Consider the following 13,371-nt stretch of genomic DNA (forward strand, 5'->3'; position numbering starts at 1 on the left):
GTCGGGAAACGGGATTCTGCCGCGCAGCCGGTAGCTTCGACGAGCCCGGGTTGCCGTCGTACGCAAAGGACCACTGTGAGGAAAATCGTCACCGCACTGGCCGCCGCCGCTGTCGCGGCCGGAACGCTGGCTGTCGCACCCGCCGCCACCGCGGTACCGCCCGAGGCGCCGGGCTATGCGCCGCCGCCGATCAAGTGGGGACCGTGTTCCGCACCAGGCCTCGCGAAGGCGGGCGCCGAATGCGGATTCCTGGTGGCACCCCTGGACTACGCCCAGCCGTCCGGCGAGACGGTGCAGATCGCCGTCTCGCGGGTGAAGCACAAGACCGCGAAGTACCAGGGCGTGATGCTGGTGAACCCGGGCGGTCCGGGAGGTTCCGGGCTCGGCCTTTCGGTGCTCGGCCGGAACGTGCCCAAGCACGCCGGCGACAGCTACGACTGGATCGGCTTCGACCCTCGCGGCGTCGGCTCCAGCAAACCGGCACTGACGTGCGACGGGAACTACTTCGCGCCCGCCCGCCCGGCTTACGTGCCGAGCACGCCGCAGCTGGAGAGCACCTGGCGGGCCCGCGCGAAGGGGTACGCCGAGGCCTGCGCGAAGAACGGCCCGCTGCTCCAGCACATCAAGACCACTGATGTCGCGCAGGACATGGAAAGCCTGCGCAAAGCCCTGGGCGAGAAGCAGATCAACTACTACGGATTCTCGTACGGCACCTATCTCGGGCAGGTGTACAGCACGCTGCACCCGGATCGCATACGCCGGATGGTGCTCGACGGGAACGTCGATCCGCGCAAGGTCTGGTACGACGCCAACCTCGACCAGGACGTCGCCTTCGACCGCAACATCAAGATCTACTTCGGCTGGCTCGCGAAGTACGACAACGTCTATCACCTCGGCAAGACCGGTTCGGCGGTCGAGCAGCTCTGGTACGCGCAGCAGCGGAAGCTCGACCGGAACCCGGCGGGCGGCGTGATCGGCGGCGACGAGTGGCTCGATGTCTTCCTGCAGGCCGGGTACTACGTGTTCGGCTGGGAAGACATGGCCAAGGCGTTCGACGGCTGGGTGCACCGCGGCGACTGGCAGGCGCTGAAAGCGTTGTACGAGAAGTCGAACGCGCCCGGCGACGACAACGGATACGCGGTGTACAGCGCGGTGCAGTGCACCGACACGCAGTGGCCGCAGGACTGGGACCGCTGGCGCCGCGACGCCTGGGCCACCCAGACCCGCGCGCCGTTCGAGACCTGGAGCAACACCTGGTACAACGCGACCTGCCTGAACTGGCCCGCGAAGGCGGGCAAGCCGGTGGACATCGACGGGTCGAAGGCGAGCGGGGCGCTGCTGATCAGCGAGGAACTCGACGCGGCCACGCCGTACTCGGGCAGCCTCGAGGTGCGCAAGCGCTACCCGCGTTCGAGCCTCGTCAGCGCGCCGGGCGGGACGACGCACGCCGGATCGCTGTCCGGGGTGTCGTGCGTGGACGACCGCGTCGCCGACTACCTCGCCACCGGGGCGCTGCCGAAGCGCGTCCGTGACGACCGCTCCGACGTCCAGTGCGCCGCGGTGCCGCAGCCGGTTCCGTCTCCGGTCGCCACCGGCGCGCAGCAGAAGGCCGACGCCCTGGCGAAGGCCGCGGCGGAGGAGAAGCAGAGCCTGCTTTCCGGTTTGCTGCGTTTCTGAGCTGTTCTTCCCGGTGCCCCGGTCTGGTCCGCCAGACCGGGGCACTGTTCTTTTCCGCTGGTCCACCGATCCCCCTCGGTCGTTTTCGTGGTCGCCGGGGACGCTACGGCGGGGGTCTGACAATTTCGGAACGCAGTCACCCGATCGCGTTAAGTGATCGAAAATTGTCGGGGGTCGCCGATACCTTCGCGGCCATGACGATCATTCAGGAACACCGGACCGAGGTCCGGTCAGGAGATGTCCAGTACCAGGTCGCCGTCATCACCCGCACCGAGGACGGCGAGCCGGAGCGGGTCACCGTCACGGTCGGCGGAGAACGGCCGGACGGCGAACCCGTCGTCGAGGGCAGACTCGAACTCGACGTGACGTCCGTGGCGACCGTCGCGGAGCTGCTCGACACGAGCCTGCGCACCTTCGCGGGCGGCGGCTCGCGGCGAAGATCGCGCGGACGCCCGGCACAGCAGGGCAGACCGTGGACCGACGAGATGGACGCGGATCTGGAAGCCCGCTGGCTCGCCGGCGACTCCGTGACCGAGCTGGCGCGGCATTTCGCGCGGACGCCGGGAGGGATCCGGGCGCGCTTGCCGAGAGTGGGCTGCGATCCGGAGCATCCGGGGAATCATCTGCCGACGCCGCCGAGTCTTCGCGATGCGGAGGAGGGAGCGGACTGACGAAGGCCCGCCGGGTTCGTGTCCCGAGGCGGGCCCGGCGTGGCGTTGCCTGCGCGCCGGATTGGCGGTTTGGGCATTTCTTGCACGCGGAGCGTGCCGAATGGACGGGGTTGGGCGGTGCCGAACTCTCTGTGCGGGCCTGGATGGCTACGCGGCTATCGGTTCGGACGGCCGGGTGGAGGGGGTCGGGAAAGCCGGGTTCGGACGGGTGGGTTGTGCCTGGAAGAGCCGGGCTCGGATGGAGGGCCTGCGCGCTGGCCGGATGGTTGGCATCGGGAGGTTCGGCTAGCTGGACGATCCCTGCATCGCTGAGTGGCCCCGCTCCGCTGTACGGCCCTGCGTTGCCGAACGGTTCCGCGTCGCCGGATGGTCCGGCGAAGCTGGGCGGCTCGGACGGCTGGGTGTCCCGGACGGCTGGGTGTCCCGGACGGCTGGTGATCTGTGGCTGGGTGAATCGAGTGGTCGGTCGCCGGTGGCTCCGACGGCCGGTGACCTGGTGCTGGACGCCTCGGGCACCCGGGCGACGCACGGCCGGTTAGCCCGGGCAGTCAGGTGATCTGTGGCCGCGCGTTCCAAGCAGCCGCTGACTATGACGGAAGGAAGACGGGAGGAATCTGCGGAAGTCCCGGGGAGGGGACGCCCAGGGTGAGAAAACCCTCTTTGTTTGAGCTTGCACGCTCGTGCATAATCATTCGTATGACGGTGAAGATCGCGGTAGCCGGTGCCAGCGGGTACGCGGGCGGCGAACTGCTGCGCCTGCTCCTGACCCATCCCGAGGTCGAGATCGGCACTCTCACGGCGGCGAGCAGCGCGGGGACCACGCTGGGCACGCACCAGCCGCACCTTGTTCCGCTGGCCGGGCGGGTGCTGCTCGAGACGAACGCGGAGACGCTCGCGGGCCACGACGTCGTGTTCCTTGCTCTGCCGCACGGCCACTCGGCCGAGATCGCGGCGCAGCTCGGGCCGGACGTGCTCGTGGTCGACCTCGGGGCCGACCACCGGCTCGCGGACGGGGCGGACTGGCGACGCTGGTACTCCGGCGAGCACGCGGGGCAGTGGCCGTACGGGATGCCGGAGCTTCCCGGTGCGCGCGAGAAGCTCGTAGGGACCAAGAGGATCGCGGTGCCCGGCTGCTTCCCGACTGGCGGGTCGCTGGCGTTGGCGCCCGCGCTGGCTGCGGGGCTGGTCGAGCCCGCGGTCACCGTGGTGTCGGTGACGGGGACGTCGGGCGCGGGCAAGAGCCTCCGGCCGAACCTGCTCGGGTCCGAGGTCATGGGCAATGCGAGTGCGTACGGCGTCGCTGGGGCGCATCGGCATACGCCGGAGTTCGTGCAGAACCTCTCGGGCGCGGCGGGCAAGCCGGTGACTGTTTCGTTCACGCCGGTGCTCGCGCCGATGCCGCGCGGCATTCTCACGACGGCGAGCGCTCAACTCCTCCAAGACGTCGACGAGGCCGCGGTGCGAGCGGTGTACGAGAAGGCTTACGGCGCGGAGCCGTTCGTCCAGATCCTGCCCGAGGGAACCTGGCCGACCACCGCGGCGACGGTCGGGTCGAACAACGTCCAGCTCCAGCTCGGGATCGACGCCGACGCGGGCAGGCTGGTCGTCGTGACCTCGATCGACAACCTCACCAAGGGCACCGCCGGCGGTGCCGTCCAATCGATGAACCTGGCGCTCGGTTTCCCCGAGGCCACCGGACTTTCCACCGTGGGAGTGGCACCGTGACCGTCACCGGACCGAAGGGTTTCCGCGCCGCCGGCGTGGCCGCCGGGATCAAAGCCTCCGGCGCGCTCGACTTCACGCTGGTCGTCAACGACGGCCCGCTCGACGTCGCGGCGGGGGTGTTCACCCGCAACGTGATCAAGGCCGCGCCGGTGCTGTGGTCGCAGGAAGTGCTGAAGCAGCAGAAACTGAAGGCCGTCGTGTTGAACTCCGGCGGGGCGAACGCGGCCACCGGGCCGGGCGGGTTCCAGGACACTCACGCGACGGCGGAGAAGGTCGCCGAAGCGCTGGGCGCCGGGGCGATCGAGGTCGCGGTGTGTTCCACCGGGCTGATCGGCGAGCGGCTGCCGATGCCCGCGGTTCTGTCCGGTGTGGACAGTGCGGTCAAGGTGCTGGACACCAGCCCGGAGGCTGCCCTGAACGCCGCAACGGGCGTCATGACCACCGACTCCAAGCCGAAGCAGGCGTTCGCCCGGCACGAATCGGGGTGGAGCGTCGGCGGGTTCGCCAAGGGCGCGGGGATGCTCGCGCCGAACCTGGCGACGATGCTGTCCGTGCTGACCACGGATGCCGTGGTGGACAAGGAAACTCTCGACCGTGCGCTGCGCGCCGCCACGCACCTCACGTTCGATCGGCTGGACGTCGACGGTGGCACGTCCACTAACGACACGGTGCTCGTGCTCGCCTCGGGGGCCAGTGGCGTCGAGCCGACCGAGGCCGAGTTGACCGAGTTGCTCACCAAGGTCAGCCATGACCTCGTGCTGCAGCTGCGCGCCGATTCCGAAGGCGCCACAAAGGATGTCGACGTCACGGTGAAGGGCGCCGCGTCCGAGGCCGACGCGATTGTCGTGGCCCGGACGATCGCCGAGGACAACCTGGTCAAGACCGCGTTGTTCGGGTCCGATCCCAACTGGGGCCGGATCGCGATGGCGCTCGGCCGCGCGCCGGCGCGGATCGACCCGGAGACGGTGTCGATCGCGATCAACGGCGTCACCTTGTTCGCGGGCGGCACGACCGCTGAGGACCGGTCGGCGGCCGACCTGTCCGGGCGCGCCATCGACGTCGTCGTGGATCTCGGGGTCGGTTCGGACGAGGCCACGATTTACACCACGGACCTCTCGCACGCGTACGTCGAAGAGAACAGCGCGTACTCGTCATGACGGATACCGGAAGGCTCGTCTCCGCCGACGAACGGCTCGCCAGCGCGGCCGAGAAAGCCGGCGTGCTGATCGAAGCGCTGCCGTGGCTGCAGCGGTTCCACGGCGCGACCGTTGTGATCAAGTACGGCGGCAACGCGATGATCGACGACCAGCTGAAGGCCGCCTTCGCCGAGGACATGGTGTTCCTGCGGCTGGCCGGCCTGCACCCGGTGGTCGTGCACGGCGGCGGCCCGCAGATCAGCGCGATGCTGTCCCGGCTCGGCGTGCCGGGGGAGTTCAAGGGCGGGCTGCGCGTCACCACGCCGGAGACCATGGACATCGTGCGCATGGTGCTGGTCGGGCAGGTCAGCCGCGAGCTGGTCGGCCTGATCAACGCGCACGGGCCGTACGCGGTCGGCATTTCCGGCGAGGACGCGCGGCTGTTCACCGCCGAGCGCAAACAGGCCACTGTGGACGGTGAGCAGGTGGACATCGGCCTCGTCGGCGAGGTCGCCGAGGTGAATCCGGACGCGGTGCTCGACATCGTGAACGCCGGGCGCATCCCGGTCGTGTCCACGGTCGCCCCGGACATCGACGGCGTGGTGCACAACGTCAACGCCGACACCGCCGCGGGCGCGCTCGCCGCGGCGCTCGGCGCGGAGAAGCTCGTCGTGCTCACCGACGTCGAAGGCCTTTACGCCAACTGGCCGGACCGGTCGTCGCTGATCGACCGGATCGCCGTCGACCGTCTCGAACGCATGCTGCCCGGCCTCGCCAGCGGCATGATCCCGAAGATGGAGGCGTGCGTGCGCGCGGTGCGCGGCGGCGTGCGCGGCGCCCACGTCATCGACGGCAGGCTCGCTCATTCGGTGCTGCTCGAGGTTTTCACCTCGCGCGGCGTCGGGACCATGGTGCTGCCCGAGGCAGCGGCATCCGGAACGGAGAACGCGTGACTACCCTCAAGTCCAATGCGGACGGTCAGCAGCACTGGCAGTCGGCGGTCATGGACAACTACGGCACCCCCGGCCTGACCCTGGTGCGCGGCGAAGGCGCGCGAGTGTGGGACGCGGACGGGTCCGAGTACGTCGACCTGGTCGGCGGCATCGCGGTGAACGCGCTCGGCCACGCCCACCCCGAGGTGGTGCGCGCGGTCACCGAGCAGATCTCGAAGCTGGGGCACACGTCGAACCTGTACGTGAACCCGGTCGCGGTCGAACTCGCCGAAACCCTACTCGACGTCGCTGGCCTGCACGGGCAAGGCAAAGTCCTGTTCGTCAACTCCGGCGCGGAGGCCAACGAGGCCGCGCTGAAGATCACCCGGCTCACCGGCCGCAGCAAGGTCGTCGCGGCGGAAGGTGCGTTCCACGGCCGCACCATGGGCGCGCTGTCGCTCACTGGCCAGCCGTCGAAGCGCGAGGCGTTCGAGCCGCTGGTTCCGGGCGTCACGCATGTTCCGTATGGCGACGTCGAAGCGTTGCGGGCCGCTGTCGACGGCGAAACCGCGGCTGTCTTCTTGGAGCCGGTTCTTGGCGAAGCCGGGGTGATTCCGGCTCCGGACGGTTACCTGCAGGCCGCGCGCGAGATCACCAAGGCCGCCGGGGCGCTGCTCGTGCTCGACGAGGTGCAGACCGGCATCGGCAGGCTCGGCACCTGGTTCGGCTTCCAGCAGGCCGGGATCGTGCCGGACGTGATCACGCTCGCGAAGGGCCTCGGCGGCGGGCTTCCGCTCGGCGCGGTGATCGGCGTCGGCGCGGCGGGCGATTTGCTCAAGCCGGGCCAGCACGGCACCACCTTCGGCGGCAACCCGGTGTGCTGCGCGGCCGGGCTGGCCGTGCTGCGCACGATCGTCCGGGACGACCTGCTCGACCACGTTTCGGCGCTGGGCAAGGACATCGCCGCCGGCGTCGAGGCGCTCGGCCATCCGCTCGTCTCCGGGGTCCGCGGCGCGGGGCTGCTGCTCGGCATCGGCCTGCGGGAACCGGTGTCCGCGGCCGTGGCGAAGGCCGCGCAGGACGCGGGCTACCTCGTCAACCCGGTCGCCCCGGACACCGTCCGGCTCGCCCCGCCGCTCGTGCTCGACGAGCAGCAGGCGCACGGCTTCCTCTCCGCCCTCCCGGGCGCGCTCGACTCCACCACCACGAAGGAATCCGACTGATGCCTCGCCACTTCCTCCGCGACGACGACGTCACGCCCGCCGAGCAGACCGCTCTGCTCGATCTGGCCGACCAGCTGAAGGCCGACCCGCTCGGCACAAAGGCGCTCGCCGGCCGCACGGTGGCCGCGATCTTCGAGAAGAACTCCACCCGCACCCGGTTCTCGTTCGAGGTCGGCATCAGCCAGCTCGGCGGGCATCCGGTGATCGTCGACGGCCGCTCGATGCAGCTCGGCCGCGAGGAGACCATCGAGGACACCTCGCGCGTGCTGTCCCGCTACGTCGACGCCGTCGTGTGGCGCACCTTCGCGCAGAAGCGCATCGACTCGATGGCGTCGGTCGCCTCGATCCCGATCGTCAACGCGCTCACCGACGAGTTCCACCCGTGCCAGGTGCTCACGGACCTGATGACCATCCGCGAGCGCAAGGGCAAGCTGGCCGGGCTCACGCTCACCTATCTCGGCGACGGTGCCAACAACATGTCGCATTCGCTGCTGCTCGGCGGAACTACCGCCGGGATGAACGTGCGCGTCGTGTCGCCGGAGGGGTTCCAGCCCGATCAGCAGGTGATGCTGGACGCCAAGCAGCACGGGGCTGAAACCGGTGGCAGCGCGACCGTCTACACCGACGCGCGCGAAGCCGTCGAGGGTTCGGACGTGCTGGTCACCGACACGTGGACGTCGATGGGGCAGGAGAACGACGGCCTCGACCGGGTCGGCCCGTTCCGCGCGCTGCAGATCAACGCCGAGCTGCTGAAGCGCGCCGCCGACGAGGCGATCGTGCTGCACTGCCTTCCCGCGCACCGCGGCTGGGAGATCACCGACGACGTGCTCGACGGCCCGGCCAGCGCGGTGTGGGACGAGGCGGAGAACCGGCTGCACGCGCAGAAAGCCCTGCTGGTCTGGCTGTTCGGGCAGAACGGCCGATGACCAGCAGCCGGGTCGGGCGGCAGGCGCGGATCACCGAACTGGTGTCCACGATGGCCATCCGCAGCCAGACGGAGCTGGCGCGCCTGCTGGCCGCCGAGGGAATCGACGTCACGCAGGCGACGCTGTCGCGCGACCTCGACGAACTCGGCGCGGTCAAGCTGCGCGGCGCCGACTCGGGCGCGCCGATCTACGTCATCCCCGAGGACGGCAGTCCCGTCCGCGGCGTCCAGGGCGGCACCTCGCGGCTGTCCCGGCTGCTCGCCGAACTGCTGGTGTCGGCGGATTCGTCGGGCAACCTCACCGTGCTGCGCACGCCGCCGGGCGCCGCGCAGTTCCTCGCGAGCGCGATCGACCGGGCCGCCCTGGAGGAGGTCGTCGGGTCCATCGCGGGCGACGACACGGTCGCGGTGATCGCGCGCGAACCGCTGACTGGACGCGACCTTGCCGAGAGGTTCACCGCGCTCGCGCAAGGTTCGGCGGAAGGGGACGAGCCGTGACCCGGCGGGTCGTGCTCGCCTATTCGGGTGGGCACGGCTCTTCAACAGCGCTGAATCTCCTTGCAGGACAATGCGAAGTGGTCGCTGTCGCCGCGGATTTCGGCGCGGGCGACGTCGATTTATGCGCGCTCCGGCGGCAGGCCATGGCCGACGGTGCCGCCGAAGCCGTGGTCGCGGACGTCCGTGACGAATTCGCGAACGGCTACTGTTTGCCTGCGCTGCAAGCGAATGCGCTGATTCTCGACCGGCACCCGCTGGTCCTGGCCCGGCCGCTGCTGGCAAGCCAGCTCGTCGCGACCGCGAGGGACCGGAACGCGTCGGCCGTCGCGCACGGTGGCGGAGACGCGTTGTCCAGCATGATCGCGGTCCTCGCGCCGGACCTTGAGATCGTCGAACTCGGCGTCCGAGGCAGGCAAGAGTTGTCGACGAGCCGGACTTTGTGGGGCCGGACCGCCAACGACGGTTACCGCTGCACCGAGGACGCCGTAGTGAACCTCGGCATGCCGGACGAGGTGGTCGTCACCTTCGAAGAGGGCGTGCCGGTCGCGGTCGACGGCGAGACGGTCAGCGTGGCCGAGGCGGTGCAGCGGCTCGGACATCGGGCCGGGGCGCACGGCGTCGGCCGGTTCGAGGCTTATGACGCTCCGGGCGCGGCGGTCCTGATCGCCGCGCATCAGGAGCTGGAATCAGTCACGCTCGACCGCGATCTGGCGAGGTTCAAACGCGGCGTCGACCGTCGATGGGCCGAGCTGGTCCACGACGGATTGTGGTTCTCGCCGCTGCGCGAGCCGCTGGACGCGTTCGTCCGGCAGGCGCAGGAGCGCGTGTCCGGCGAGGTGCGGCTGGTGCTGCACGCGGGCAGCGCGACCGTCGCCGACCTGCACGGGAGGCGGCTTCGCCCGGTCGGACGGCGGTACCGTCCGGTCACCGGGCAGACTCCGCTGGGGAGCACCCAGCATCCGAGCACCCAGGCGTCCTGAGACGCCGGACGAGAGAGGCAGAACGTGAGCGGGAAAGACCAGCCGGTGCAGCTGTGGGGCGGCCGGTTCGCCAGCGGGCCGGCCGAGGCGATGGCGGCGCTGAGCGCTTCGACCCACTTCGACTGGCGCCTCGCGCCCTACGACATCGCCGGGTCGCGCGCGCACGCCCGCGTGCTGAACAAGGCGGGTCTGCTCACCGAAGCGGAACTGGCCGGGATGCTGGAAGCGCTCGACACGCTGGCACAGGACGTCGCGTCCGGCGCGTTCACGCCGACGATCGCCGACGAGGACGTGCACACCGCCCTCGAACGCGGCCTGCTCGAACGCGCCGGCACCGAACTGGGCGGCAAGCTGCGGGCGGGCCGGTCCCGCAACGACCAGGTCGCGACCCTGTTCCGGATGTGGCTGCGCGACGCCGCGCGCCGGGTGGTCGCGGGCACGCTCGACGTGATCGACGCGCTGGTGTCGCAGGCGTCCCGGCACCCGGACGCGATCCTGCCCGGCCGCACCCACCTGCAGCACGCGCAGCCGGTTCTCCTCGCGCACCACCTGATGGCCCACGGCCAGTCGCTGCTGCGCGACGTCTCCCGCCTGCGCGACTGGGACGCGCGCACCGCGGAGTCGCCGTACGGCTCGGGCGCGCTCGCCGGTTCGTCGCTCGGCCTCGACCCGGAAGCGGTTGCCGCCGAACTGGGCTTCGACACCAGCGTGGAGAACTCGATCGACGGCACCGCCTCGCGTGATTTCGTCGCCGAGTTCGCGTTCGCCGTCGCGATGCTTTCGGTGAACCTGTCGCGGATCGCCGAAGAGGTGATCATCTGGAACACCGCCGAGTTCGGCTACGTCACGCTGGACGACGCGTGGGCCACCGGCAGTTCGATCATGCCGCAGAAGAAGAACCCGGACGTCGCGGAGCTGACCCGCGGCAAGGCGGGACGGCTGATCGGCAACCTCACCGGCCTGCTCGCCACGCTCAAGGCGCAGCCGCTCGCGTACAACCGCGATCTGCAGGAGGACAAGGAACCGGTCTTCGACTCCGTCGAACAGCTGGAACTGCTCTTCCCGGCGATCGCGGGGATGCTCGGCACGCTCACCTTCCACACCGACCGGCTCGCCGAACTGGCTCCCGCCGGGTTCACGCTGGCGACCGACATCGCCGAATGGCTGGTGCGCCAAGGCGTGCCGTTCCGCGTCGCGCATGAGGCGGCAGGGGAGAGCGTGCGGGTCGCGGAGGCGCGCGGGGCCGGGCTCGACGAGCTGACCGACGAGGAGTTCCAGGCCATCAACCCGGCGCTCACCCCTGCGGTGCGCGAAGTCCTGACCGTCGAAGGCTCGGTGCGTTCGCGCGACGCGCGCGGCGGCACCGCTCCGGATCGCGTGGCTGAGCAACGGGAACGCCTGGTCGAGCGCGTCGCGGCGTATCGGCAGTGGCTGAAGTGATCAGTCGTCAGGCCGCTGGCTAGGCTGGCGGCCTGACGAGGGGAGTGCGTGTGGACCGGTTGTTCCGGCGCGAAGAACTGGCACTGGACCCGGTCGACCTGGCTCGGCTGCTGCTCGGTGCCGTCCTCGAGGCCGACGCGCCCGAAGGCCGGGTCGGGGTGCGGCTCGTCGAGGTCGAGGCCTATCGAGGACTCGACGATCCCGCTTCGCATTGCTATCGCGGGAAAACCCCGCGCAACGCCGTGATGTGGGGTCCGGCCGGGCACCTCTATGTGTACTTCGTCTACGGCATGCACTTCTGCGCGAACGTCGTCGGCACCGAGGACGGCCAGCCGGGCGCGGTGCTGCTGCGCGCTGGCGAGGTCGTCGAGGGCGCGGACATCGTGCGGAAGCGGCGGCCGAACGCGCGCGGCAACGGCGAACTCGCCAAGGGCCCGGCCATCCTCACCTCCGTGCTGGGCCTCGCCCGGGAGCAGAACGGCGTCGACCTCACCGACCCCGAGTCTCCGGTGCGGCTGCTCGTCGGCGAACGCGTGCCCGCGGAGAACGTGCGCACCGGCCCGCGCGTCGGCGTCGCGATGGCGATGGAGACGCCGTGGCGGTTCTGGGTCGACGGCTCACCAGCAGTCTCGACCTACCGCCGCGGCGGGAAACGCCGGCAGGTGCGACCCGCGGGTTAGTCGTTTGACCTGGTGGGGGATCATCTACAGGTGTGAGTGAGCACATCCTTGACGAGTTGTCCTGGCGCGGCCTGATCGCGCAATCCACCGACGTCGACGCCCTGCGCCGAGAACTCGACCACGGCCCGCTCACGCTCTATTGCGGCTTCGACCCGACCGCGCCCAGCCTGCACGCCGGCAACCTCGTCCCGCTGCTGATGCTCAAGCGGTTCCAGCGCGCCGGGCATCGGCCGATCGTGCTGGCCGGCGGCGCCACCGGGATGATCGGCGACCCCCGCGACAACGGGGAGCGCTCGCTGAACACCCTGGACGTCGTCGCCGACTGGGCCGGGCGGATCCGCGGGCAGCTGGAGCGGTTCGTGGACTTCGACGATTCGCCGACCGGCGCGATTGTCGAGAACAACCTCGACTGGACCGGGAAGCAGAACACGCTGGAATTCCTCCGGGACGTCGGCAAGCACTTCTCGGTGAACGTGATGCTGAACCGGGAGACGGTCAAGCGCCGCCTCGAAGGCGACGGCATGTCCTACACCGAGTTCAGCTACCTGCTGCTGCAGTCCCAGGACTACCTGGAGCTGTACCGCAAGCACGGCTGCAAGCTGCAGGTCGGCGGCTCGGACCAGTGGGGCAACCTCGTCGGCGGCGTGGACCTCATCCGCCGCGTCGAAAGCGGTACCGCGCACGCGCTGACCGCGCCGCTGGTCACCGATGCCGAGGGACGCAAGTTCGGCAAGTCCACCGGCGGCGGCAACGTGTGGCTCGACCCGGAGCTGACCTCGCCGTACGCCTGGTACCAGTACTTCGTGAACGTCGGCGACGCTGACGTGCTCCGCTACCTGCGCCTGTTCACCTTCCTCGACCAGGAGGAAATCGAGGCGCTGGCGAAGGACACCGAAGAGCGTCCGCACCTGCGCGCCGCGCAGAAGAAGCTGGCCGAGGAGTTCACGAACCTGGTGCACGGCGAGGACCAGACGCGCCAGGTCATCGCGGCGAGCCAAGCGCTGTTCGGCCGCGGCGAGCTGACCGAGCTGGACGCGCCGACGCTCGACGCGGCGATGGCCGAGGTCCCGAACGGCAAGGTCGAGCCCGCGGGGGACGCGACGATCGTCGACCTGCTGATCGCCGGGGGACTGGTGGACAGCAAGGGCGCGGCGCGGCGGACCGTGAAGGAGGGCGGCGCGTACGTGAACAACGTGAAGATCGCTGACGAGGAGTGGAAGCCGTCTGCTTCCGACGCGCTCCACGGCCGCTGGCTCGTGGTCCGCAAGGGCAAGCGCACGGTGGCCGGCGTCCGCGTCGGGGCCTGATCTCCGTCCGGGCCCGAAACAGGGGGCCTGACCTGCGGGAACGCGGTTAAGGTACCCCCCTGTTTCGGGCCCTCGGAGGGCGTGTAAAGTTCTCCAAGTCGCCAGGGAAACCGGGTGGCCGCCGGGACACGAACCAAGCTCTCGCCTCTAGGGTGATTGAGTGGGTGTCCCACCAAA

General features: G+C 70.1%; 12 protein-coding genes. All 12 read left to right on the plus strand.

Annotated features, from left to right (window positions below):
* Positions 1–75: 75 nt before the first annotated feature.
* The 12 genes from ACZ7OI_RS47300 (at position 76) to tyrS (ending at position 13,194) form a co-directional block, all read left to right on the plus strand.
* Positions 76–1,677 (plus strand): alpha/beta hydrolase, encoded by a 1,602-nt coding sequence (locus ACZ7OI_RS47300; RefSeq protein WP_470270649.1) that lies wholly within the window; start codon positions 76–78, stop codon positions 1,675–1,677.
* A gap of 194 nt (positions 1,678–1,871) precedes the next feature.
* The gene (locus tag ACZ7OI_RS47305) at positions 1,872–2,348 is read left to right on the plus strand and encodes a helix-turn-helix domain containing protein (protein WP_470270650.1); all 477 of its coding nucleotides are present in this window, start codon (positions 1,872–1,874) and stop codon (positions 2,346–2,348) included.
* 696 nt (positions 2,349–3,044) lie between these two features.
* Positions 3,045–4,073: an N-acetyl-gamma-glutamyl-phosphate reductase gene (gene argC / locus ACZ7OI_RS47310; RefSeq protein ID WP_470270651.1), complete on the plus strand. Its 1,029-nt coding sequence runs from the start codon at positions 3,045–3,047 to the stop codon at positions 4,071–4,073.
* The gene (gene argJ, locus ACZ7OI_RS47315) at positions 4,070–5,230 is read left to right on the plus strand and encodes a bifunctional glutamate N-acetyltransferase/amino-acid acetyltransferase ArgJ (RefSeq protein WP_470270652.1); all 1,161 of its coding nucleotides are present in this window, start codon (positions 4,070–4,072) and stop codon (positions 5,228–5,230) included. The genes argC and argJ overlap by 4 nt, the downstream gene beginning before the upstream one ends.
* A complete protein-coding gene (argB, locus tag ACZ7OI_RS47320) occupies positions 5,227–6,162 on the plus strand; it encodes an acetylglutamate kinase (protein WP_470270653.1) in 936 nt (311 codons plus the stop codon). The genes argJ and argB overlap by 4 nt, the downstream gene beginning before the upstream one ends.
* Positions 6,159–7,364, plus strand: a complete 1,206-nt coding sequence (locus ACZ7OI_RS47325) for an acetylornithine transaminase (RefSeq protein ID WP_470270654.1) — start codon at positions 6,159–6,161, stop codon at positions 7,362–7,364. Before argB ends, ACZ7OI_RS47325 begins: the two co-directional genes overlap by 4 nt.
* On the plus strand, positions 7,364–8,290 hold the full coding sequence (gene argF, locus ACZ7OI_RS47330) for an ornithine carbamoyltransferase (RefSeq protein ID WP_470270655.1): 927 nt from the start codon (positions 7,364–7,366) through the stop codon (positions 8,288–8,290). The genes ACZ7OI_RS47325 and argF overlap by 1 nt, the downstream gene beginning before the upstream one ends.
* Complete coding sequence (locus ACZ7OI_RS47335; protein WP_470270656.1) at positions 8,287–8,787, plus strand: arginine repressor; 501 nt, start codon at positions 8,287–8,289, stop codon at positions 8,785–8,787. Before argF ends, ACZ7OI_RS47335 begins: the two co-directional genes overlap by 4 nt.
* Positions 8,788–8,798: 11 nt before the next feature.
* The gene (locus ACZ7OI_RS47340; RefSeq protein WP_470270669.1) at positions 8,799–9,767 is read left to right on the plus strand and encodes an argininosuccinate synthase domain-containing protein; all 969 of its coding nucleotides are present in this window, start codon (positions 8,799–8,801) and stop codon (positions 9,765–9,767) included.
* A gap of 24 nt (positions 9,768–9,791) precedes the next feature.
* Complete coding sequence (gene argH, locus ACZ7OI_RS47345; protein ID WP_470270657.1) at positions 9,792–11,207, plus strand: argininosuccinate lyase; 1,416 nt, start codon at positions 9,792–9,794, stop codon at positions 11,205–11,207.
* A 44-nt stretch (positions 11,208–11,251) separates the two neighbouring features.
* Entirely contained in the window at positions 11,252–11,887 is a 636-nt protein-coding gene (locus ACZ7OI_RS47350; RefSeq protein ID WP_470270658.1) for a DNA-3-methyladenine glycosylase, read from the plus strand.
* Between the two features lie 32 nt (positions 11,888–11,919).
* Positions 11,920–13,194 (plus strand): tyrosine--tRNA ligase, encoded by a 1,275-nt coding sequence (gene tyrS, locus ACZ7OI_RS47355; protein WP_470270659.1) that lies wholly within the window; start codon positions 11,920–11,922, stop codon positions 13,192–13,194.
* Positions 13,195–13,371 lie beyond the last annotated feature (177 nt).

Source organism: Amycolatopsis sp. NPDC114503 (assembly GCF_055633655.1).

Bases quoted from the DNA above. Each gene is read 5' to 3' on its own strand.
- ACZ7OI_RS47305 (WP_470270650.1), top strand. From the start codon at position 1,872: ATGACGATCATTCAGGAACACCGGACCGAGGTCCGGTCAGGAGATGTC.
- ACZ7OI_RS47335 (WP_470270656.1), top strand. From the start codon at position 8,287: ATGACCAGCAGCCGGGTCGGGCGGCAGGCGCGGATCACCGAACTGGTG.
- argF (WP_470270655.1), top strand. From the start codon at position 7,364: ATGCCTCGCCACTTCCTCCGCGACGACGACGTCACGCCCGCCGAGCAG.
- argC (WP_470270651.1), top strand. From the start codon at position 3,045: ATGACGGTGAAGATCGCGGTAGCCGGTGCCAGCGGGTACGCGGGCGGC.
- argB (WP_470270653.1), top strand. From the start codon at position 5,227: ATGACGGATACCGGAAGGCTCGTCTCCGCCGACGAACGGCTCGCCAGC.